Below are 21,347 nucleotides of genomic sequence, written 5' to 3' on the forward strand. Positions count from 1 at the left end.
ATACGTACTAAATAAAGATACACAGAATTAGATTTTTGGCGTTTCAGTTGTCACACCAAAGTTTTGACCACGGTGACGTAGCAAGTGATCAAGCAATACAATCGCCAGCATCGCTTCTGCAATTGGCACCGCACGAATACCAACACATGGATCGTGACGACCTTTCGTGATTAGCTGCGTTGCTTCACCGTCTTTAGTGATCGTGTCACCCGGAACGGTAATGCTTGATGTTGGCTTAAGCGCGATACTTGCCACAATATCTTGGCCTGTAGAAATACCGCCTAAGATACCGCCAGCGTGGTTGCTGCTGAAACCTTCTGGAGTTAATGGGTCACGGTGTTCACTACCGCGTTGATTAACCACATCAAAGCCATCACCAATCTCAACACCTTTCACCGCATTGATGCTCATTAGAGCGTGCGCGATGTCTGCATCTAAACGATCAAAGATTGGCTCACCAAGGCCTACAGGCACTTTAGTCGCAACCACTTGAATCTTCGCACCGATAGAGTTGCCTTCTTTTAGCAAGTCACGAATCAGTTGGTCGAATTCAGGTACTTTGTCGGCATCTGGACAGAAGAAAGCGTTGTTTTCAATCTCGTTCCAATCCACTTTATCAATTGAGATATCACCCATTTGAGAAAGGTAAGCTTGGATTTCAACACCAAATTCTTGTTTTAGGTATTTCTTCGCAATTGCACCTGCCGCTACACGCATTGCAGTTTCACGAGCTGAAGAACGACCACCACCACGGTAATCACGCACACCGTACTTTTGATGGTACGTATAGTCAGCGTGTCCAGGGCGGAACTTGTCTTTAATTTCGGAATAGTCTTTAGAGCGTTGGTCTGTATTTTCAATCAATAGACCAATAGAAGTGCCCGTAGTTTGGCCTTCAAATACACCTGATAAGATTTTCACTTCATCCGCTTCACGGCGAGCCGTTGTATAACGAGAAGTACCAGGGCGACGACGATCCAAATCTCTCTGAAGGTCTGCTTCGGTAATTTCTAATCCTGGTGGGCACCCATCTACGATACATCCTAGTGCGATACCGTGACTTTCTCCGAACGTGGTCACGCGGAAATGTTGTCCGATACTGTTTCCTGCCATTACTTCCTCTAAATCAGCTATTGAGCAGAAGGTTTGATTCCTAAACCGACTGGCTAATAGCTTTACTTGTCTATTCTTCGTGAATTCATAGTGGCTTTATTACCAAATGATGTAAACCCCAAAAAACGAACAATTTTAACTTTCTATTACATGAGCCGAATGAAATGAATAACGTAGGAAAATGAGTGGCGCTTTAAGAAGAGTATTTTTATTATGTTAGGAAAGCAAAAAACCCGACAACTCGGAGAGTTATCGGGTTCCTTTAAATAATGGCACGCCCTGAAGGATTCGAACCTTCGACCACCTCCTTAGAAGGGAGGTGCTCTATCCAGCTGAGCTAAGGGCGCGCTACAGGAACGAATTATACGAATTCGAATCAGTAAAGCAACGGCTTTATGTAACATTCTGATCTAAGTGAGTAAAAAAAGGGCAACAAACATATAAGTGTTGGAAAATAGAACAAAGCAAACGTTTGCTTAATGGTAATCAAAAAGATTTTCTGGAATAATGCGCCAAAAACATCAGCCACTAACTTGAATATCAATACTAAGGAAATTCATGACTGCTCAAAATATTGATGGAAAGCTAATTTCTCAAACGGTTCGCTCTGAAGTTGCTGCACGTGTAAAAGCTCGTACTGAAGCTGGATTACGCGCTCCGGGCCTAGCGGTTGTTTTAGTGGGTGAAGACCCTGCTTCTCAAGTTTACGTTGGAAGTAAGCGTAAAGCGTGTGAAGAAGTTGGCTTCGTATCTAAATCTTACGACTTGCCAGCCACTGCGACAGAAGACGAATTGTTAACACTGGTAGACCAACTGAACGACGATCCAGAGATCGACGGTATTCTTGTTCAACTGCCTCTACCAGCAGGCATTGATAGCACTCACGTTCTTGAGCGTATCACGCCAGAGAAAGACGTTGATGGCTTCCACCCATACAATGTCGGCCGTTTGGCTCAGCGTATGCCTAAGCTTCGCTCTTGCACGCCAAAAGGTATCATCACGCTGCTTGACCGTTACAACATCGACTTACGTGGTAAGCACGCGGTTGTGGTTGGCGCTTCAAACATCGTAGGTCGCCCAATGACCCTAGAACTTCTTCTAGCGGGTTGTACAACGACGACATGTCACCGTTTCACCAAAGACCTTGAAGGCCACGTGCGTCAAGCAGACGTTGTTGTGGTTGCCGTGGGTAAGCCTAACTTCATTCCTGGTGCTTGGATTAAGAAAGGGGCTGTTGTGGTTGATGTTGGCATCAACCGTTTAGAATCTGGCAAGCTAGTGGGTGACGTTGAATACGATGTCGCGAAAGAAAGCGCAAGCTTCATCACTCCTGTACCGGGCGGTGTTGGCCCAATGACAGTGGCAAGCCTAATCGAAAACACGATGATCGCTTGTGAGCAATTTCACTCGAAGTAATCTTTAAGCGCAGTATAAATAAAATTAGAAAGCCGCAGCGTGAAAAGGTTGCGGCTTTTTTGATACTTAGAGATTCGCTTTGAAACAGCCCGGCTCGCTTTTGATGCAGTGCTCGTTGCTACTTATCTGGAGTCTCAACTTTTTCCGTCTGTTCAGAAGGCGGTAATAAACTAATTAGCTCACACTCCGTTGATATGAGTTTTTCCAACTCAGACCCTTGTGTAATTAAACGGAAATCACCGCTAATAATAATCCCAAGAGGAATGGCTTTAGGGTACAGAGCGTTAAACTCTTTTAAATCAAATGCCTCAGTCAAACCTGTACTCTTAATTTGGCTACCCTGAGCCATCAGCGAGTTAAGCTTGGAATAGGTAATCCCTTCAGAAAACAAGCTTCTGTTACCATCGCGGCTCACCTGATGCCTTTCATGTTTATTCTCTGATGACTCAAGTTCAAACACCTTATTCTCACCAAACTCGTCTTGATAGTGCATGCTAACTAACGGGTTGGTTTGACGATAAGGCGACACGATCATGGCACGCCCTATTCCATCCAATTCCAGATTATTTTCCGCGTGGCTTGAGGCTGGATTACCAAAATAAACATTCAAGTTTTCCATGCGAGCTAAACGAATGCTCTCCCAGTTGGTATCGGCAAGCACACTGTTGATATTATGTGTCGCTAGCACTTTGGCAAACTGGCGTGAAAACTGAGTCGCGCCAAAGAAGATAACGCCTTGTGCCTTCTCTTGAGTCACACCTAGCCTTCTCGCCCACCAACTCGCGGTAAGGCTTTGAATCACAACCGTACCAATGATGACCAAGAACACCATTGGCACCAGTAAATCCGCGCCTTCGATTAATTGCTTCTCTTGAAGCTTGATTGCAAACAGAGAAGAAACCGCGGCTGCAACGATCCCGCGCGGTGCCATCCAGCTCAAAAACCATTTATCCGCCGAAGTAAGATCCGTGCCGATCCCGCTGATCCATACACTTAAAGGACGCGCCACCAGCATCACTACCGCTAATAGGCCAACACCACCCCAACCTATCGAGAGAAAAGTACCTGAATCGAGCCTGCTCGCTAACAGAATAAACAACGCAGAAATAAGCAACACGGTTAGGGTTTCTTTAAATTCGATGATGTCTTCGATATCCAAGCCCTTCACGTTGGCAAGCCAGATCCCCATGATGGTCACGGTTAATAAACCGGACTCTTCACTCAGATCATTGGAAAACGAGAACGCCGCCAACATTAACGTCAGCACGGCCACATTACGCAAATAGTGCGGAACCCAATGCCCTTGCAGCATCTTGGCAATCAAATGGCCACCGATGATCCCTAAGCCTAAACCAATGGCTAAGGTTAATCCCAGAGCTGAAAGTACATGTCCTGTAGGGTCGGCTGAAGAGACAATGTATTCGTAAACCAGAACCGCAAACAGAGCGCCTATCGGGTCGATAACGATTCCCTCCCATCGCAAGATACTGCCTAAGGAGGATTTAGGCTGAATACTGCGTAGCATGGGCACGATTACAGTAGGGCCAGTTACCACGACTAATGCACCAAACAGTGCGGCTAACGGCCAACTGAAGTCCACAAAGTAGTATGCCCCCACCACGATACACGCCCATGTAATCAACATGCCGAAACTCACGAGGTGAGTCACCATCCGGCCATGGCCTCTGATTTCTTTGAAATTTAGGGTCAACGCCCCTTCAAACAGGATGATGGCAACACCTAACGAAATCATAGGAAACAGCACATCACCGAAAATGGCATCGGGATTTAGAATATTCAGGCCAGGGCCTAACAACAAGCCAACGATAAGGAGAGGAAGAATAGCGGGAAGACGTAAACGCCAACCGAGCAGCTGACAAGCTAAAGACAAGAGTCCAATTAACGCCAAAGAAGAAGTAATCGACAAGTCCATTTGTGCCCCTAAAAGGTTTGCACCACACCCTGTGGTACAAACTATTCAATGAAATAAGAAAGCCTACGTTCTTACACTATAGGCTCTCTTTTTCACGCTAACCGAATATTATTGTGATTAATCAGTTACTTTACTATAGGGGGAGTAAAGTCATGATCAGTTAGCTATAGAGAAAGTACAACGCCAGCAATAGCGGCACTCATTAAGTTAGCAAACACACCTGCACAAATTGCTTTGAAGCCATATTGTGAGATGAAAGAGCGACGCTCTGGAACTAAGCTGCCCAAACCACCAATCAGAATCGCCATGGTAGAGATGTTAGCAAAGCCACATAGAGCGAAAGTTACGATCGCTTGTGAGTGCTCACTTAGTGCCTCTTTAGCGTCCATCAGTTGGATGAAAGCCACGAACTCGTTCACGATAATCTTGTTACCGATCAGCGAGCCTGCAACCACAGCCTCAGACCATGGCACACCGATCAGCCATGCAACGGGTGCAAACACATAACCTAGGATAAGTTCGAAGCTTAGGTTTACGCCAAACCAGCCGCCAACGATACCTAGCAAGCCATTCAGCATTGCAATCACACTGATAAAGGCCAGAAGTGTCGCACCCACTGCAACGGCAATACGCAGTCCAGACATAGCCCCATCTGCCATTGCCTCAACTACGTTTGTTGCTCGTGGAATTTCAACGTCAGACTCAATATTTTCTTGAGCCTCATCTGCATTACCTGGTACTAAAATCTTGGCCATCAATAGACCAGCAGGAGCAGACATGAATGCCGCAGCGATCAGGAAGTTTAGGTCAACGCCAAGCGAGGCATAACCCACTAGCGTGCCACCAGCTACAGAAGCCAAACCACACACCATTACAGCAAACAGTTGTGAATCCGTCATGTGCTTTAGGTAAGGTTTAACAACCAATGGCGCTTCAATCATGCCCACAAAGATGTTTGCAGTCGCAGACAGTGATTCCGCGCGGCCTGTACCCAAGAATTTCTGTAGCGCACCACCAATAAGGTTGATCACCTTTGGCATAAAGCCAATGTGGTACAAACCAGAGATCAGTGCAGAGAAAAAGATAATGATGCCAAGAACATTAATCGCGAAAACAAATCCGTTATTCGTTAGGCCACCAAATAGGAAGTTAATCCCCTCTTGACCGTAGTTAATCAAGCTAGATACCGCACCCGTGGCTGCATTCAACGCTTCTTTACCCATTGGTACATACAGAACCAATAGCGCGAATGAGATTTGTAATAAGAAAGCCAAAGAGACTGTTCTTAGTGGAATATTTTTTCTGTCCGTAGATAGTAACCAAGCGGCAACTAAAATAGTGATAATTCCAAGTAGGGAAGCCATGTGCGTCAACCTAAAAGTTGTAGATAGGAAAGGCGACGCATTGTATAGAGGAAATCGTTTGCGGCAAGGTGCGGTTGTTAATGTGATGTTGGGATTATCACTGTCTCATCTATGATTATATTAAAGCATTGAATTTTAATGATTTAACTTGCTCGAAAAGTATACTTTTTCCATATGGAAATTATATTTGTAGATTAGGAAACAGTTAACGGTCCAGCTCAACGCAGGTTTTGAGGTTTTCATCCCAATACGTCGGAGACCCGATATGGTTTTTAATGAACTCAATCACTGCTGAAAGCTTCTTCGGCATGTTCTTTCGGCTCGGGTAAACGGCATAAAATGGCATCAGCTGACTGGCTCGCCACTCTGGCAATACTTGAATCAACTTGCCCGTTCTAAACTCTTCTTTCACCAAGTAAGTCGCCAGATAAGCAACGCCCCATCCTGATACTGCCGCGTCTCGTACTGCCTCAGCCAAATCGACCGAGTAATCGCCCGCTACTTTGACACTGAGGTTTTCTTGCCCGTTATCAAACGCCCACGATGTGTAGTCTCGTTCACGGCTGCGATAAATAAGACAGTTATGGTCAATTAGATCGGAAGGCACATGAGGAGTACCCGCTTTAATCAGGTAGTCGGGCGATGCTGCCACCACAAACTGGCTGTCTGCTAATCGCTGTGCAATGTAACCTTCAGGTAAGTCTTCATTATTGGTGATCCAAAGATCCAAGCGTTCTTCAATCATGTCCACCTTATAGTCGAACAAGTGGACCTCGATTCTCAACTGAGGATAAAGCTGTCTGAGTTGATCAATCGCTGGAATGATATGCAGTGTGCCAAATGACTGTGACAATCCAACGCGCAAGATTCCAGAGATATCATCACGTTGGCTGTCCATATCCATTTGAGCCGCTTTTACTGTATTGAACAGCTGCTCACAGTGTTGGTAGAACACGTCTCCTGCTTCGGTTAGCGTTAGGCTACGTGTGGTTCGTTGTACTAGCTTGATGCCAATGGAGTCTTCAAGCAAAGCAACCTGCTTACTGATGTGGGACACCGAAACGTTCAAGCTTTTTGCAGCACTGGTAAAACCTTCGTGTTTGATCAACGCATGGAATATCACCATCTGTGCAGCTCTATCTGTTAGCACAAGACCACCTTCTTAAGTCTCTGAAATATAAAATCAAAAAGGACTCCGAAGAGTCCTTTAGTTCGTTTTGCCTATGGTAGGCCAAATGCTATTCAAAGCGACCTAAATCAATTAACCAAATTAAGTCTACTAATCAAATCAGGCCGATTAATCAAACTTAATTCTGTCGGCTAGATGGCTTACTGCCAAAGCAAAGTAGTAAGAACGATTCCACTTCATTAACACATTGTAGTTGTTGTAAATGAGGTACGAACGTCCGGTTTCATCATCCGGCATTATCAACCACGCTTGGATGTCTTCATCAAGCTTTGGTAGTGGGCGGTCGTCATAACGCTTAATACCGAGTTCAGACCACTCTTTTAGATATTTCGCTTTGTCTTCGTCTCGGCCTTGCATATCAATAGACACAGTTGATGGAACGTGTACCTGACGACCCCAAGTATATTTGTCCTCCCAGCCTGATTGGCTGAGATAGTTAGCCGCCGAAGCAAATACGTCTTCTTCTGTGCCCCAAATGTCTTTCTTACCGTCGCCGTTACCATCAGCGGCATACGCTAAGAATGAGCTCGGCATAAACTGAGGTTGACCCATCGCACCAGCCCAAGAGCCTTTCATCTCTTTTGGCGCAATATGGCCTTGATCAAGAATCTTCAATGCCGCCATCGCTTCGCTACGGAAAAAGGCTTCTCTACGCCCTTCGTAAGCCATGGTTGTTAGAGCATCAATAACACTGTAATTGCCCGTGAACTTACCAAAGTTACTCTCAACGCCCCATAGCGCGACAATAAACCTTGGTTGAACACCATACTCATCACCAATTCGCTTTAACGCTGTGTAGTGTTTTTCATAGAGCGACTTAGCCTGCTTCACCTTCCAATCTGGCACTGCTCGTGGAATGTATTCATCCAGAGTCAGTTTCTTTTCAGGCTGGTTTTTGTCGGCTTTGACTGCTCTTGGCTTAAACGTCACACCATCAAAGGCTTGATCAATGATCGCTTCAGAAATGCCTTCTTCTCGGCCTTGTTGCTTTAGTTTTTCCACATATTGTTCGAAGCTCAGCTCTTCAGCTTGTACTGAGCTTATGGTCAGACTATTACCCAGTAGTAATGCCGACATAGCCAACATGGTTTTCGAAAATTTACTCAACGATCACTCCTCCCTGAATTGAGGTGACTATCACTCTTCGTCTTGAGATTTTTGTTGGGCTTTACGCTCTTTGTGTAGCTCAAGTTCGTTAACTGGTGGAGGCGGTACCTGCAAAAAGAAACCATCGGTGTTCAGTGATTCTCTCACTTTATCGATGTTCACTTGCGCCAGTTTTCGACCATCCATTTTAATTACCATTACAAAACTAGGTTTACCAAACATTTGCATCAATGCGTCAGGAACTTGTGAAAAATCATCCTTCTTAGGGATATAAAGGTATGTTCCTTCTTTCTTCGAGCTTTTATATATAGAACACAGCATGACAAACCTTTTTTAAATGTTTATGACTACAAAACTCTCACTTGCGAGATCAATAGTTTATGTTAGGGAAATATTGGGAACAAAACGTCCATTTGACAACAAGATTACTTGCTGTGCTTGGTTTGGGAATATAACATGATAAACCTAGTTTCAGGCAATGCCCTTTATTTTATTGATAAAGAAATTGTACCAATCCGCTATTGAGGTCCTGTAGTTTTTCGATGTCTAGTAACCCAGATCTAAAAGGTAGCAGCTTTACGCTATCTGTTTTGCACTTATCCGATGATCAAGTCGAAAATGCAGTGTCTTTTCTTCAAGAGAAAGTAGACCAAGCACCTACGTTTTTCGCTGCCGCGCCTGTTGTTATCAACATCAGTAAAGTCGCGGGCGATATCGATTTTGCGCAACTGAAAAATGGTATATCTCAAGCGGGCATGATCCCGGTTGGTGTGGCTGGCTGTTCTGATAAGCGTATGCAAAATCTCGCCAAAGAAGCTGGTTTTGCGGTGATGACAGCAAGTAAGTCGCCATCGCAAGCTCCGGCAAAGATAGCACCGATTAAAGTGGTTCGAACCCCGATTCGTTCTGGTCAGCAAGTTTATGCCAAAGATGGTGATTTGCTGATTCTTAGTCATGTAAGTGCCGGTGCAGAAGTGATTGCCGATGGCAGCATCCATATTCGTGGCACTTTACGTGGCCGTGCTATTGCAGGTGCAAGTGGTCAAACTGAAGCAAAAATAATTTGTAATGATTTACAAGCCGAGCTGGTTTCCATTGCTGGAAATTACTGGCTCAGCGATCAAATTGAAAGCGAGTACTGGCAGAAGAAAACCATGTTCAGTATGGCAAACGATGTATTACACGTTGATGTCCTCGCAATATAAGAGAAATAAAAGGAAAACAGAATGGCACGCATTATCGTTGTAACGTCAGGTAAAGGCGGGGTAGGCAAAACGACCTCCAGTGCAGCTATTGCCTCGGGTCTGGCTTTAAAAGGGAAGAAAACCGCAGTTATCGACTTTGATATCGGTCTGCGTAACCTAGATTTAATCATGGGGTGTGAGCGTCGCGTTGTGTACGACTTCGTTAACGTTATCAATGGCGAAGCGACGCTGAACCAAGCGATGATCAAAGACAAGCGCACTGAGAACCTATTTATCCTTCCTGCTTCTCAAACTCGTGATAAAGACGCACTAACAAAAGATGGTGTTCGTCGTGTATTTGATGAATTGGATGAAATGGGCTTTGATTTCATCATCTGTGATTCTCCTGCAGGTATTGAGCAAGGTGCTCTGATGGCGCTGTACTTCGCTGATGAAGCGATTGTAACCACAAACCCAGAAGTATCTTCAGTACGCGATTCAGACCGCATTCTAGGTATTCTTGACTCTAAATCTCGTCGTTCAGAAGACGGCTTAGAGCCAGTGAAAACACACCTTCTACTGACTCGCTACAACCCGGCTCGCGTAAACCAAGGTGAAATGCTAAGTGTTGAAGACGTTGAAGAAATCCTGCATATCTCTCTACTGGGTGTGATTCCAGAGAGCCAAGCGGTACTCAACGCATCAAACAAGGGTGTGCCAGTTATCTTTGATGAAGCAACCGACGCAGGTATGGCTTACAATGATACTGTAGAGCGACTACTGGGTAGCCAAGTTGACTTCCGCTTCTTAACGGAACAGAAGAAAGGCATCTTCAAACGACTGTTCGGGGGCTAATACGCGATGTCATTATTAGAGTTTTTTAGACCACAGAAAAAGACCACTGCAAACCTAGCCAAAGAGCGTTTGCAGATCATTGTTGCAGAGCGACGCAGCCATGACGACCCAGCGCCGTCATACTTGCCACAACTGAAAGAAGACATCTTGAAGTGTATTGCAAAGTACGTCGAGGTCGATCCATCAATGGTTGATCTGACCTTCGAACACAAAGATGATGACATCTCAGTATTAGAGCTGAATGTTAAGCTTCCAGAAGAAGACAAGTAACACCGACCTCACCAACTACTAGTTATTGATTCACGGCTACTCAACTATCGAATAGCCGTGAGCTTTACTTCCTACCGCTTACAGCTCCCTCTTCGCTGAATTGATAACTCTCGGTTATCGGGCATATAAACAACAATCATTTCTCTCATCAATGTTTCATTTGTATTCTCTTCCTGTACTCACAGTCCAGATAGGAATTAATTTATGTCACTCCTTAACAATAAACTCAAAGCCATGCTCATCTCAGTGGCGCTTTTTATCACAGGATGTAGTTCACCTGCACTGGACGCTGAAAATGAGAATGCAGCTCGAAACAGAGGTGCTGTTGGTGGCGCATTGGTAGGAGCAACACTTGGCGCGCTAACTGGCGATGCAAAGCTTGCTGCACAAGGCGCAGCTATAGGCGGAGTAACCGGTGGTGTAGCTGGTTCAATGAAAGACTTGGATGACTCCCGCCAAAGTGAGAATAATCAAGTACTGGCTGATGGAATGTCTCAAGACAATCGCAGCGACGCAGAAAAAAGAGTGGCGGAGTTAGAAGCTGAAATCCGAATTCGCGAATTAGAAAAGCAATTGGCAGACACCCAAGAGCAAGACAAGCAGACCACAGACCAAGACAGCTAATCAATGAAAAAATAGGGTAAGCCAGAATGAGCTTACCCTATTTGATATGTAGTCATGGAGTAGAGTAATTCTACTTATCTTTTATCGCTTTACTCAGCTTTTCGCCAACCACATCTAAACGCCAACCTTGCATAACATCAGGCAGCTTCTCAGGGTTACGATCGTGCTTCCACACCCAGCTTAACACTTGGTTAAGTTGCTTCTTAGATGCCAAAAATTCTGTCGCTAAGCCACTGTGTTGTGACGCAGTTTTCACTTCATCTTTCAACACTTTGAACAGTTGCTTGTAACCAGGGAAGTCCATTAGACGTTCTACTGGTGCTGGGTACTCTTCTTCTGGTGTATGTTCAGCCAACTTAACGATTGAGCTGATCTTGGCACCATGGCGACGCACAGAGCGGTAATCAAAACCTTCTTGCTCCATATGCTTAGGATCTTTCATCGCAAAACGCGCCACAGCCCATAAGTCTTGCTCTTTGAAGACAAAGTTCAGCGCTAAATCGCGCTTGATTGCTTCTTTTAGACGCCAAGTTGCTAGAGGTCGTAAGATCGCTAGCTGCTTAGGTTTAAGCTGCCATGCCCCTTTAATATCAAGGTAAGCAGTATCTGGATTTACTTTACGGATGCGCTTGGCAACTTGTAAATCAGACTCTTGTTGAGCCGCTTCCCACCAGCCAGCTTCCATCACTTTTTCTAGAAGCTTGTTGTACATTGGCATAAGGTAATGCACATCTGCCGCAGCGTAGTCCAATTGCTTTTGAGAAAGCGGACGCGCTAGCCAGTCAGTGCGAGATTCACTCTTATCGAGATCGACACCAACAAACTCGGAAACCAGAGCAGCAAAGCCCGTTGATAAGCCATGACCCAAGAAAGCCGCCATGATCTGTGTGTCGACCATTGGAGTTGGCGTACAACCGAATGCGTTCTGGAACACTTCCAAATCTTCACCGCAAGCATGCAGTACTTTCAGAACAGAAGCATCTTTCAACAATCCAACAAATGGTGTCATTTCACCAAGAGCAATAGGGTCAATCAGTGACAGCGTTTCACCATCAAATAACTGAATCAAGCCTAATTGAGGGTAATAGGTTCTTGTACGAACGAACTCCGTATCAAGCATAACGACATCGGCTTCACGTGCTTGTTGGCAAACTCGCTCAAGGTCTTTCAATTGGGTAATGATTTGATAATCCACAAAAACTCTCACTGGTTTCTATTTGATCGCCGGATACAAAAATGCCGACATTAACTGTCGGCATTCTAACACCATTTTTCAGCGCTCGCTGAGATTAAGCGCCTCAATGGTTGCTCGTGCTATGGTTTATCGAGTAGTGGTTACCCATAAACTGGCTAATTATTCGCTGGCGCGTTTAGCCAATTCTGCATCGTTCTCTTCACGCAGGACGCGGCGCAAGATCTTACCTACGTTAGTCTTTGGCAGATCATCTCTGAACTCGACTAGTTTAGGGATCTTGTAACCCGTTAGGTGCTCACGACAGTGCGCGATGATGTCTTCTTTGGTTAGACTAGGATCGCGCTTCACAACGTAGATCTTCACTAGCTCACCAGACACTTCATGAGGTTGACCGATAGCCGCTACTTCGAGCACTTTGCCGTGTAGTGCCACTACATCTTCAATCTCATTCGGGTAAACATTAAAGCCAGACACAAGAATCATGTCTTTCTTACGGTCAACAATGTGCAGCAAGCCTTCGTCATCAAACTTAACGATGTCACCCGTAGATAACCAACCATCTTGGTCGATCACTTCTTTGGTTGCTTCTGGACGTTGCCAGTAGCCTTGCATCACTTGAGGACCACGAACTTGCAGCTCGCCCACTTGGTCATTGGCAACCACTTTGCCTTCATCATCAACAATACGAACTTCTGTTGATGGTACTGGTAGGCCAATAGCGCCTGTGTAATCTTTAAGATCGTATGGGTTACCCGTTACCAGTGGTGAACACTCGGTTAAGCCATAGCCTTCTAACAAGTGAATGCCTGTCGCTTTTTTCCATTGCTCAGCAACAGAGCGTTGAACCGCCATGCCACCGCCAACAGATAGGCGTAGGTTACTGAAATCCAACTCGTGGAAATCTTCATTATTCACAAGTGCATTGAATAGAGTGTTTACGCCAGTAATCGCGGTAAACGGCACCTTTTGCAGCTCTTTAATGAAACCAGGAATATCACGAGGATTAGTGATAAGAAGGTTGCGACCACCCATTTCCACAAACAGCAAGCAGTTCACTGTCAGCGCAAACACGTGATAAAGTGGCAGTGCTGTTACCACCAACTCTCGGCCTTCTTGCAGAACAGGACCATACGCCCCTTTCGCTTGAAGTACGTTCGCAATCATATTGCGGTGCGTTAGGATTGCGCCCTTCGCTACACCCGTTGTGCCACCCGTGTACTGTAGGAACGCGATGTCATCACCCGCCATGAACGGCTTCACATATTGAAGACGACGACCTTTGTGCAGCGCTTTTCTGAATGAGATAGCACCCGGTAGATCATACTTAGGCACCATTCCTTTTACGTATTTCACTACGAAGTCGACAATTGTCCCTTTAGCGCGTGGCAACATTTGCCCAAGGCTAGTTAGAACAACGTGTTTAACCGGAGTGTTATCCACCACTTTCTCTAGCGTGCTCGCAAAGTTAGATACGATAACGATCGCCTTTGCACCAGAATCGTTCAGTTGATGTTCAAGCTCACGAGGTGTGTACAGTGGGTTGACGTTCACTGCAATCATACCGGCACGCAATACACCAAATAGTGCAATTGGGTATTGCAGTAGGTTTGGCATCATTAGCGCGACGCGATCGCCCTTCTTCAGTTTCAAATCATTCTGTAGGTAAGCGGCAAAAGCACGGCTGCGCTCTTCAAGCTTACGGAATGTCATAATCGAGCCCATGTTCTCAAATGCAGGTTGATCCGCGTACTTCTGTACCGACTGTTCAAACATTTCTACAAGAGATGGGTACTGATCTGGGTTGATCGTTTCTGGTACGTCACTTGGATAACGTGAAAGCCAAGGTTTATCCACGATGTTACTCCTCGTTTATCAGCTGACGACTGCTTCGCCGCTTTTTATCATTGCGGTATTACAGCACAGCTTTAGTGCATGAGCACTAAAAGGCTCAAACACTTGTTTAAATTTTGTTAACTACACCAAGAATTAGCTCTGAAACTAGCTCTGGGCTCTCTAAATGACAATGATGTCCGCCAGGAACAGTCTCTATATTCAGAGGACTATGCACTGATTTGTAGCGATTATGCTGCAAATGTCGAAATCCATCATTCCCTAAAATTATTAATTGAGGGCATTCAATAGCCGCCATAATCGCTTCAGCGTGCGCCTGTGACATTCGATATAACGAGTCACATTTTAAGTTAGGGTCGCATCGCCATTGCCAAGAGTTATCGAGCTCGACAATACCTCGCTCTACAATAGGAGCGATTAATTCAGCATTAATTTGGTTGGCGTGAGCTCTCAGCTTAATAGCATCCTCAAGGCTTGCTAGAGGACGTGAAGGCTTTCTTCGCTGTCGAAGACGACTGAGTACCCCATCTCTCAAGCGAGAAACCGTTTCTTGGGGAGCTTCAGAAAGAGGTCCGTGACCTTCAATTTGAATTAATCCTGACACCTTTTCAGGAAAGGCGGCACTATAGCAACTTGCTATCAATGCACCAAGTGAATGTCCTACCAGTACCAGTCTGTTTGGCGATAATTTGGTCACCAACTGATGCAAGTCATCAATATAATCATGAAATGGGTAATAACTTCCCGATTTGTGCGATGAGAAACCATGTCCGAAGAGATCGATAGCAACAAGGTGAGCGCTAGAAGAACACTTGGCTACTTGCTGCATAACCTGATTAAAACTGGCTGAATTATCTAACCACCCATGAATAAAAACGACCGTCGTAGCGGTCGTTTCTAGATTGCCCATCTGTTGTGTCGCAAGCGTCCCGCTCGCAAGGGAATATGACTTTTCAATCATTGATTGTATAGCGCCCTTGTCGTTAAGTGTGTTGGGTTTAGGTTCGACTATTCCACATCTTGAATCACACGCCCTGACTTAGGCATGGTTTGGAAGCTGCGACAGTGCAAACTGCGGCAAGAATAATAGGTTGGCGCAAAGTCGTTAATAACCACTCGCTCGGTGATCTGCCATAAGCGCTGGTTGTAGACATTCATGACTGGAAAGGTATAAGGGTAATCACCAATGGTGCCATCTTCAGTACCATTTGATGCTCCAACTAAGGTGACTAAGCGACCTTCAGCAAAGCTCAATGGTTCAACATAGCCATCGATGTAACCGACAAAGCGCCCCTTTGGTTCTGCATCAATATCCGGCTTACCACTGCTAGAAATAGGTAAATTAACCACTTCAACGCGAGTCTTGTTCTCCAAGTTAGTCACTTTCGCAATCACGCCACCTAAACGAACATCACCCGCATCAGGCACTGTATTAACCCACTCTTGGTAGTCTGTCACTACTTGTTCGGAATTTGCATTGAGTTCTTCAGGTAAAGATGAGCACCCCATCACTAACGATGAGAAGGCAACAAGGAAAAATAAGCGAGATTTAGACATGAGAGAAAACATAATGCTGGTCCTTAGAACAGGATAAATGAAAGCACAAAGCTAGATGTAAATATCGACCCCAATAAGCTTCGCAAGTTCCTCTTTTTTAGCTTGATTCATTACATCCATATACTCTTCCATCGCACGTCGTCCACGCCCTTCTGGAAGATCATATTGAACCTGAGCTTTATGAATTTCAGACTCTTTGACTTGACGAATGGAATGCGAGACAGCATTTGCGACCTTAGTTGGCTGGCCAACTGAGGTTTTTGCATCGCCTTTTTTTACCTCATTCTTTTTATTGGTTCGATTGGTTTTGGATGTATTACCTATCGAAGAAGGAGGTAAGCCGTTTATTGAAACCATGCTTAAGAAATTTTGTACCTAATCTAATGACTTTGTGTCTGGCTTTAATAGCGACTCTGCAAAGTAAATGCAGAGCCAAAATAATACGTATTTACTCGCGACCAGGCAATTTTTTCCAAGTCACTTTATCACGAAGATAAACAGGCTCAGACTCTTCTGCTGCAACCGCCTTGCCTTCTGCATAAGCGTATTGAGCAAGGAAAGCCATATCTTGAGCTTCTGGGAATAGCACTTCACATGCTTTGGTGTTGATCGCTAGCGTATCCATGTGTTCTGCGTACGCTTCCCAACCTGTACCTACTTTTGCCCATGTTTCAGAGTCCGCTTCAAGCTGCGTAGCCAATTCACTTGGTGGTGTAACACACTCTGCATCAACAGCAGTCCAGCGGCCATCTTGTTCGCGGCTGTAGCGAGCCCAGTACACTTCACTCATACGCGCATCAATCGCTGTCGCAACATGAGTTTCACCAAATTTACGGTAGCTGCCTTGCGCCATCGCAGCCAGTGTAGAGACACCGATCATCGGTAAATCTGCACCAAAAGCCAAGCCTTGAGCAATACCAATACCAATACGTACACCCGTGAAACTGCCTGGGCCTTGGCCAAACGCGATAGCATCAATATCGGTTAAAGCGACATTCGCTTCTTTCAGTACTTCATCAACCATAGGTAGAATTTTTTTCGTATGGTCTCGAGGAGCCTCTTCGCTACGTGCGAACACCTGGTCACCAATTACTAGTGCAACTGAACAGTTTTCAGTTGCGGTATCTACTGCAAGAATTTTTGCGCTCATTTGTGTCTCAAATATCTGTTATCTAATCTAAAAATAATGGCTAAGCTCAACAATGCCAATTACTCAGCAGAGATTGAATGGTCTTTAGCTAAGAATTCTTTAATGACCCCTAAGTCACGGGTACGTGGGATAGGCGGTAAACTCGCCAAAAATATGCCACCGTAATCACGAGTCACCAATCGGTTATCGCAAATAATCAAAGCGCCATTATCGCGCTTGTCACGTATCAATCGGCCGACGCCTTGTTTCAAGGTAATCACGGCGTCTGGCAACTGTACCTGTGCAAAAGGATCACCCCCTTTTAACTTACAGTCCTCGATTCGAGCCTTAAGTAAAGGGTCATCAGGAGCGGTAAAGGGCAATTTATCGATGATAACACAGCTTAATGCGTCGCCCCTAACATCTATCCCCTCCCAGAAAGCGCCAGTAGCCACCAGCAATGCGTTACCTAATTCCATGAATTCGGCTAAAGTTTTTTGCTTACTTGTCTCACCTTGCAGCAGCACTGGAACCGAGAGTGTTTCACGGAATCGCTCCCCCAACTCTTTCATCATGCTGTGTGAAGTACACAAAAAGAAACAGCGGCCTTGGTTTTGCTCAATCACGGGAGTCAGCATTCTTACTAGCTTATCCGCGAGGCCTGGGCTATTCGGTTCAGGAAGATAACTAGGTACACACAAGCGCGCCTGATTTGGGTAATCAAACGGGCTTGGCAATGAAAACTGTGCCGACGGTTTTAACCCGAGTCGAGAGGTAAAGTGATCGAAATCGTCCGACACCGCTAAGGTTGCTGAGGTAAATACCCAAGCGCCCGGCTTCAGCTCAATCTGCTCGTGAAATTTATCCGCAACCGACAGTGGTGTGATGTGCAAAGCGAATTGTCTTGGTGTTGTGTCATACCAGTAAGAGTATCCCGTAATCGACACATCGCACACACGTTCAATGCGCGACTTAATCATGTTTGCACGTTCGAAAGCGGTATCTAACAGCTGACTTCGTCCGAGTGCTAATTTCAATACATCAACGGCCAATTGCAATGCATCTTGCAAACGAACTAACTCTCTTGCAATCGATTCAGATTTTAAGGCCTCACGCCAGTTACCACGAAAGCCTGTATCACCCAATACAATACGTAAATCGGCTGAAGATTGGACGAGCCTGTCCCCTACCTTTTGTAACTGACGCATATCTTTTGCTTCAGTTCGGTAGGCGATTTCGATGTCTTTAGCGAGCTCATTTATCTGTCGGCTCGAAACAGATTGACCAAAGTATTGGCTAGCAATATCGGGAAGCTGATGCGCTTCATCGAAGATAAACACATCTGCTTCAGGAATCAGTTCACCAAATCCGGTTTCTTTAATCGCTAGATCCGCTAAGAACAAGTGATGGTTCACTACAACAACATCAGAGTCCATCGCTTTTTTACGTGCTTTAAGTACGAAACAATCGGTGTAGCTTGGGCACTCTTTGCCCAAGCAGTTGTCATTGGTCGAGGTAATAGTTGGGATAACCGGGCTGTCTTCAGCGATATCATCACAATCGCCCAAATCACCTGTTTGTGTTGATGATGACCAACTACGAACTTTCACTAACTGAGCCAGCAGTGTTGGATCGGTATGAGCGCCATGACTCTCGATCATTTGACGGCTCAGTCTGTCCAAACACAAATAGTTTGAACGCCCTTTGAGTAACGCAACCTGACCATAAAAGCCAAGCGCATCGACCATCAAGGGTAAATCTCGATGAAACAGCTGTTCTTGAAGGTTTTTAGACCCCGTACTAATGATGGTTTTCTTGCCACTAAGCAGCGCTGGCACTAAATAAGCAAAGGTCTTACCAGTACCCGTTCCCGCTTCAACAACTAATTGACTCTGTTGCTCAATAGCTTGTGAAACCGCTTCAGCCATGTCTAGCTGAGCTTGTCGTGGTTGAAACCCTGGGATAGCTTTACCCAGAGCACCATCAGCAGAAAACGTTTTAGATATCATAGAGTACGAAGTTTAGAAAAATAGAAGACGAATTATGGCAGGTTTAGTGAGCCGGCGCGAATCAAGAATGACTGCGCACCGGAGGTGTTTGGTTTGGTTTGACGTGACTTGAGTTACCTTAAAGGTAAGAACTGAAGAAGTAAGAATCAGAGAATCGTTTTTATTTTCGACTTAGATAACGTGACAACCAAGAGGCACCTTCAAAATGGTTATCACAAGGTTGCATGGCCTTCACAGCATCGGTTGGCGAGGTCTTGCTTTCCCACATTTCATCTAGAACATTACCATCTAACTCAGTGCCACCCGCCAATGAATTCACTCGCTTGCAGTACAGTTTTTTGGCTAATAACTCTTTATCCATAAGTATCACCTCTATTTTTGGCCAAGGCGTAAATGCCTCGGTTGAAGTTCAAATGCGTACTACGGTCAAAACTTTAAAAAATGAAGCTTCTGCCTGTTTTTCTATCTAAAAACTGATATTTCTATATCAAACAATTTATCAAAGCGATAAATCAGCAGCAGAATTTGTTGAAACCAAATTGATAATAGATTAATTATAACGGTGATATTGCGGCTCAGTTCACCGTTCGACAGCCTGCATTAAATTTGAAGAATCCCGATTTCATATAACAAGTGCAACATTTCATGGAAGTAAGATGCAGATGGAAAGAAAAACTTTATTAACACATTGTACTGACGCCCCAGGCCTCATCTCAAAGATCACCAACATTTGTTACAAGCACCAACTCAATATTATTCACAACAATGAGTTCGTTGATAACACTAGTGGCCACTTCTTTATGCGTACCGAGCTAGAGGGTTACTTCAATGACGAAACCTTGCTTGCCGATTTAGATCAAGCGCTGCCAGAGAATGCAAAACGTAAGCTCATTGGTTCTTCTCGCAAACGTGTAGTGATTTTAGTCACCAAAGAAGCGCACTGCCTTGGCGATATTCTGATGAAGAACTTCGATGGCAGTTTGGATGTAGAAATTGCGGCTGTTGTTGGCAACTACGATACTTTGCAAAGCTTAACCGAGCGTTTTGATATTCCTTATCATCATGTTTCTCACGAAGGACTAAACCGTGAAGAACATGAGAAGAAGATGCTTGAAGTGATCGATCAGTATGAGGCGGACTATCTGGTGCTTGCTAAATACATGCGAGTGCTGACTCCAGGGTTTGTTGAAAAGTACAACCACAAGATCATCAATATCCACCACAGCTTTTTGCCAGCTTTCATTGGCGCGAAGCCATATCAACAAGCGTATGAGCGCGGCGTAAAGATCATTGGTGCTACAGCGCACTTTGTGACTAATGATTTGGATGAAGGCCCAATCATCAAACAAGATGTTATCCCAGTGGATCACAACTTCAGCGCGAAAGACATGGCGCAAGCGGGTCGTGACGTTGAGAAGAATGTACTCAGCAAAGCACTAAACAAAGTGATTAACGATCACGTATTTGTTTATGGTAACAAGACTGTGATTCTGTAAGTCGGATATTCGATTTCCGGTAAGACCTCCAGTTAGAACCCAATAAAAAACGCGCAATAGGGTTTACCCATCGCGCGTTTTTTGTATCTGATGATCAGACCAGCTTTAAGAGATTCCCGTCATTCCGACGAGCCTAAGCGAGCTCAGGAATCTCATCTAAGAACTTACCCAAGTCAAATTAAGCTTGTTCAGATTCAACAACCTTCTTCAAAGAGTGTGGATGTAGCTTAATACAAATACCTTGATGTTTAAAAGCCACCGTTGGGTTATTCAAACGTTCACCCTCGCCTTTCGGGCTAGAGAGTTTTATCTTAATACCTTGCTCTGCCAAAGTTTCAAACTTAGCAGCGAACTGCGGGTAAGTCTCTTTAAGATCCGCTAGATACTGATCGGCTGTTTGCGCGTGAGAAGGAATCACAAACTCGACATGTTCCCAATCTTGGCTTGGATAAATTTTACCTTCTGCTGGATATGGCAACTCTAAGCACTCAATCTTCCAACCAAGGCTTTGCAATGGCTCATCGAAAGCCAACACCACAATTGGACGACCGTTAACCATCGCTTCTGAAATCGTAGAGCCGTATTCAGACCATGCTTGATGTGCTGATTTCGCAAGATCAGTGTCATTGATTCTTAATGCAATATGATCCGCTTGAGCAAAGCTTAAATCCAAACCCAATGTATTTCCTAGGTTCTCAATTTTCGCCATAAACGTATCAAGGCGCGCAATCATTTGTTGTGGTTCTAGTTCAGCTTGCTTCAGGCTCATCGTCATTGTCTTTGTTCTCCAAATAATGGCTGCATGGTATCAGTTTTACTTTCAGCAACAAGTGTTACTTTTATAAAAAAACGTTCAAAAAGTACGGTGTCTTACTTTCCTAAATAGACAAACTTGGCTTGGTCAAAGTCGATTGTCAAAAACCCCTCAGGAAATGTTAATTTTCTATCAATTCGACCTATAAGAAACCCCACAAAATTGGTATGATTAACGCCATTTTTGTGAACTTAAACAGAGTCTGTTGTTCATTTCGGCATTAAATCGTTAACTCGAAGCA

Annotated in this window: 21 protein-coding genes and 1 tRNA gene; 6 read left to right on the forward strand and 16 right to left on the reverse strand. The window is 44.8% G+C overall.

The features are described from left to right. Positions 1-27: 27 nt before the first annotated feature. Together aroC and FTW16_RS20330 are read right to left on the reverse strand one after the other, a co-directional pair. Positions 28-1,113, reverse strand: coding sequence for a chorismate synthase (gene aroC / locus FTW16_RS20325; protein WP_004734182.1), 1,086 nt, complete (start codon positions 1,111-1,113; stop codon positions 28-30). Positions 1,114-1,383: 270 nt separating this feature from the next. After that, positions 1,384-1,460 (reverse strand) — tRNA-Arg (locus tag FTW16_RS20330). 211 nt (positions 1,461-1,671) lie between these two features. On the opposite strand from FTW16_RS20330, the gene folD reads away from it, so the two are divergent. Then, positions 1,672-2,529, forward strand: a complete 858-nt coding sequence (gene folD, locus FTW16_RS20335) for a bifunctional methylenetetrahydrofolate dehydrogenase/methenyltetrahydrofolate cyclohydrolase FolD (RefSeq protein ID WP_017062367.1) — start codon at positions 1,672-1,674, stop codon at positions 2,527-2,529. Between the two features lie 118 nt (positions 2,530-2,647). Here folD and FTW16_RS20340 read toward each other — a convergent pair whose 3' ends face one another. From FTW16_RS20340 to FTW16_RS20360, 5 genes are all read right to left on the reverse strand, one after another. Beyond that, positions 2,648-4,462, reverse strand: coding sequence for a cation:proton antiporter (locus FTW16_RS20340; protein ID WP_146492290.1), 1,815 nt, complete (start codon positions 4,460-4,462; stop codon positions 2,648-2,650). Between the two features lie 164 nt (positions 4,463-4,626). Next, complete coding sequence (locus FTW16_RS20345) at positions 4,627-5,826, reverse strand: NupC/NupG family nucleoside CNT transporter (protein ID WP_146492291.1); 1,200 nt, start codon at positions 5,824-5,826, stop codon at positions 4,627-4,629. Between the two features lie 205 nt (positions 5,827-6,031). Next, complete coding sequence (locus FTW16_RS20350; RefSeq protein ID WP_146492305.1) at positions 6,032-6,952, reverse strand: LysR family transcriptional regulator; 921 nt, start codon at positions 6,950-6,952, stop codon at positions 6,032-6,034. A gap of 171 nt (positions 6,953-7,123) precedes the next feature. Then, positions 7,124-8,122: a lytic transglycosylase domain-containing protein gene (locus FTW16_RS20355; RefSeq protein ID WP_186728096.1), complete on the reverse strand. Its 999-nt coding sequence runs from the start codon at positions 8,120-8,122 to the stop codon at positions 7,124-7,126. Positions 8,123-8,152: 30 nt separating this feature from the next. Beyond that, positions 8,153-8,443 carry a YcgL domain-containing protein gene (locus tag FTW16_RS20360; RefSeq protein ID WP_060982235.1) on the reverse strand — a complete coding sequence of 97 codons (291 nt, stop codon included), beginning with the start codon at positions 8,441-8,443 and terminating at the stop codon, positions 8,153-8,155. Positions 8,444-8,664: 221 nt separating this feature from the next. On the opposite strand from FTW16_RS20360, the gene minC reads away from it, so the two are divergent. From minC to FTW16_RS20380, 4 genes are all read left to right on the forward strand, one after another. Further along, a complete protein-coding gene (minC, locus tag FTW16_RS20365; RefSeq protein ID WP_146492292.1) occupies positions 8,665-9,327 on the forward strand; it encodes a septum site-determining protein MinC in 663 nt (220 codons plus the stop codon). 21 nt (positions 9,328-9,348) lie between these two features. Then, complete coding sequence (gene minD / locus FTW16_RS20370; protein WP_008221225.1) at positions 9,349-10,161, forward strand: septum site-determining protein MinD; 813 nt, start codon at positions 9,349-9,351, stop codon at positions 10,159-10,161. Positions 10,162-10,167: 6 nt separating this feature from the next. Further along, the gene (gene minE / locus FTW16_RS20375; protein ID WP_060982233.1) at positions 10,168-10,431 is read left to right on the forward strand and encodes a cell division topological specificity factor MinE; all 264 of its coding nucleotides are present in this window, start codon (positions 10,168-10,170) and stop codon (positions 10,429-10,431) included. Between the two features lie 204 nt (positions 10,432-10,635). Beyond that, a complete protein-coding gene (locus FTW16_RS20380; RefSeq protein ID WP_060982232.1) occupies positions 10,636-11,055 on the forward strand; it encodes a glycine zipper domain-containing protein in 420 nt (139 codons plus the stop codon). 70 nt (positions 11,056-11,125) lie between these two features. On the opposite strand, the gene rnd is transcribed toward FTW16_RS20380, so the two are convergent. From rnd to FTW16_RS20420, 8 genes are all read right to left on the reverse strand, one after another. Then, positions 11,126-12,250 (reverse strand): ribonuclease D, encoded by a 1,125-nt coding sequence (gene rnd / locus FTW16_RS20385; protein WP_060982231.1) that lies wholly within the window; start codon positions 12,248-12,250, stop codon positions 11,126-11,128. Between the two features lie 159 nt (positions 12,251-12,409). Further along, a complete protein-coding gene (fadD, locus tag FTW16_RS20390) occupies positions 12,410-14,104 on the reverse strand; it encodes a long-chain-fatty-acid--CoA ligase FadD (RefSeq protein WP_146492293.1) in 1,695 nt (564 codons plus the stop codon). Between the two features lie 106 nt (positions 14,105-14,210). Then, entirely contained in the window at positions 14,211-15,062 is an 852-nt protein-coding gene (locus tag FTW16_RS20395) for an alpha/beta fold hydrolase (RefSeq protein WP_146492294.1), read from the reverse strand. Positions 15,063-15,109: 47 nt separating this feature from the next. Then, positions 15,110-15,670: a Slp family lipoprotein gene (locus FTW16_RS20400; RefSeq protein ID WP_146492295.1), complete on the reverse strand. Its 561-nt coding sequence runs from the start codon at positions 15,668-15,670 to the stop codon at positions 15,110-15,112. Between the two features lie 39 nt (positions 15,671-15,709). Beyond that, complete coding sequence (locus FTW16_RS20405) at positions 15,710-16,015, reverse strand: hypothetical protein (RefSeq protein ID WP_017074520.1); 306 nt, start codon at positions 16,013-16,015, stop codon at positions 15,710-15,712. A 91-nt stretch (positions 16,016-16,106) separates the two neighbouring features. Next, positions 16,107-16,808 (reverse strand): tRNA (adenosine(37)-N6)-threonylcarbamoyltransferase complex dimerization subunit type 1 TsaB, encoded by a 702-nt coding sequence (gene tsaB / locus FTW16_RS20410; protein WP_146492296.1) that lies wholly within the window; start codon positions 16,806-16,808, stop codon positions 16,107-16,109. A gap of 59 nt (positions 16,809-16,867) precedes the next feature. Next, positions 16,868-18,796: an ATP-dependent DNA helicase gene (locus FTW16_RS20415; protein ID WP_146492297.1), complete on the reverse strand. Its 1,929-nt coding sequence runs from the start codon at positions 18,794-18,796 to the stop codon at positions 16,868-16,870. 160 nt (positions 18,797-18,956) lie between these two features. Further along, entirely contained in the window at positions 18,957-19,157 is a 201-nt protein-coding gene (locus FTW16_RS20420; protein ID WP_146492298.1) for a hypothetical protein, read from the reverse strand. Between the two features lie 301 nt (positions 19,158-19,458). Between FTW16_RS20420 and purU the strand changes: the two genes are divergently transcribed. Continuing rightward, the gene (gene purU / locus FTW16_RS20425) at positions 19,459-20,292 is read left to right on the forward strand and encodes a formyltetrahydrofolate deformylase (RefSeq protein WP_065205162.1); all 834 of its coding nucleotides are present in this window, start codon (positions 19,459-19,461) and stop codon (positions 20,290-20,292) included. Between the two features lie 178 nt (positions 20,293-20,470). Here purU and FTW16_RS20430 read toward each other — a convergent pair whose 3' ends face one another. Then, positions 20,471-21,067 carry a VOC family protein gene (locus FTW16_RS20430; RefSeq protein ID WP_146492299.1) on the reverse strand — a complete coding sequence of 199 codons (597 nt, stop codon included), beginning with the start codon at positions 21,065-21,067 and terminating at the stop codon, positions 20,471-20,473. Positions 21,068-21,347: the final 280 nt, after the last annotated feature.

Source organism: Vibrio sp. T20 (genome assembly GCF_007858795.1).
GTDB lineage: Bacteria > Pseudomonadota > Gammaproteobacteria > Enterobacterales > Vibrionaceae > Vibrio > Vibrio satsumensis.

Bases quoted from the DNA above. Each gene is read 5' to 3' on its own strand.
- aroC (WP_004734182.1), bottom strand. From the start codon at position 1,113: ATGGCAGGAAACAGTATCGGACAACATTTCCGCGTGACCACGTTCGGA.
- folD (WP_017062367.1), top strand. From the start codon at position 1,672: ATGACTGCTCAAAATATTGATGGAAAGCTAATTTCTCAAACGGTTCGC.
- FTW16_RS20340 (WP_146492290.1), bottom strand. From the start codon at position 4,462: ATGGACTTGTCGATTACTTCTTCTTTGGCGTTAATTGGACTCTTGTCT.
- FTW16_RS20345 (WP_146492291.1), bottom strand. From the start codon at position 5,826: ATGGCTTCCCTACTTGGAATTATCACTATTTTAGTTGCCGCTTGGTTA.
- FTW16_RS20350 (WP_146492305.1), bottom strand. From the start codon at position 6,952: ATGGTGATATTCCATGCGTTGATCAAACACGAAGGTTTTACCAGTGCT.
- FTW16_RS20360 (WP_060982235.1), bottom strand. From the start codon at position 8,443: ATGCTGTGTTCTATATATAAAAGCTCGAAGAAAGAAGGAACATACCTT.
- minC (WP_146492292.1), top strand. From the start codon at position 8,665: ATGTCTAGTAACCCAGATCTAAAAGGTAGCAGCTTTACGCTATCTGTT.
- minD (WP_008221225.1), top strand. From the start codon at position 9,349: ATGGCACGCATTATCGTTGTAACGTCAGGTAAAGGCGGGGTAGGCAAA.
- minE (WP_060982233.1), top strand. From the start codon at position 10,168: ATGTCATTATTAGAGTTTTTTAGACCACAGAAAAAGACCACTGCAAAC.
- FTW16_RS20380 (WP_060982232.1), top strand. From the start codon at position 10,636: ATGTCACTCCTTAACAATAAACTCAAAGCCATGCTCATCTCAGTGGCG.
- FTW16_RS20395 (WP_146492294.1), bottom strand. From the start codon at position 15,062: ATGATTGAAAAGTCATATTCCCTTGCGAGCGGGACGCTTGCGACACAA.
- FTW16_RS20400 (WP_146492295.1), bottom strand. From the start codon at position 15,670: ATGTTTTCTCTCATGTCTAAATCTCGCTTATTTTTCCTTGTTGCCTTC.
- FTW16_RS20405 (WP_017074520.1), bottom strand. From the start codon at position 16,015: ATGGTTTCAATAAACGGCTTACCTCCTTCTTCGATAGGTAATACATCC.
- tsaB (WP_146492296.1), bottom strand. From the start codon at position 16,808: ATGAGCGCAAAAATTCTTGCAGTAGATACCGCAACTGAAAACTGTTCA.
- FTW16_RS20415 (WP_146492297.1), bottom strand. From the start codon at position 18,796: ATGATATCTAAAACGTTTTCTGCTGATGGTGCTCTGGGTAAAGCTATC.
- FTW16_RS20420 (WP_146492298.1), bottom strand. From the start codon at position 19,157: ATGGATAAAGAGTTATTAGCCAAAAAACTGTACTGCAAGCGAGTGAAT.
- purU (WP_065205162.1), top strand. From the start codon at position 19,459: ATGGAAAGAAAAACTTTATTAACACATTGTACTGACGCCCCAGGCCTC.
- FTW16_RS20430 (WP_146492299.1), bottom strand. From the start codon at position 21,067: ATGACGATGAGCCTGAAGCAAGCTGAACTAGAACCACAACAAATGATT.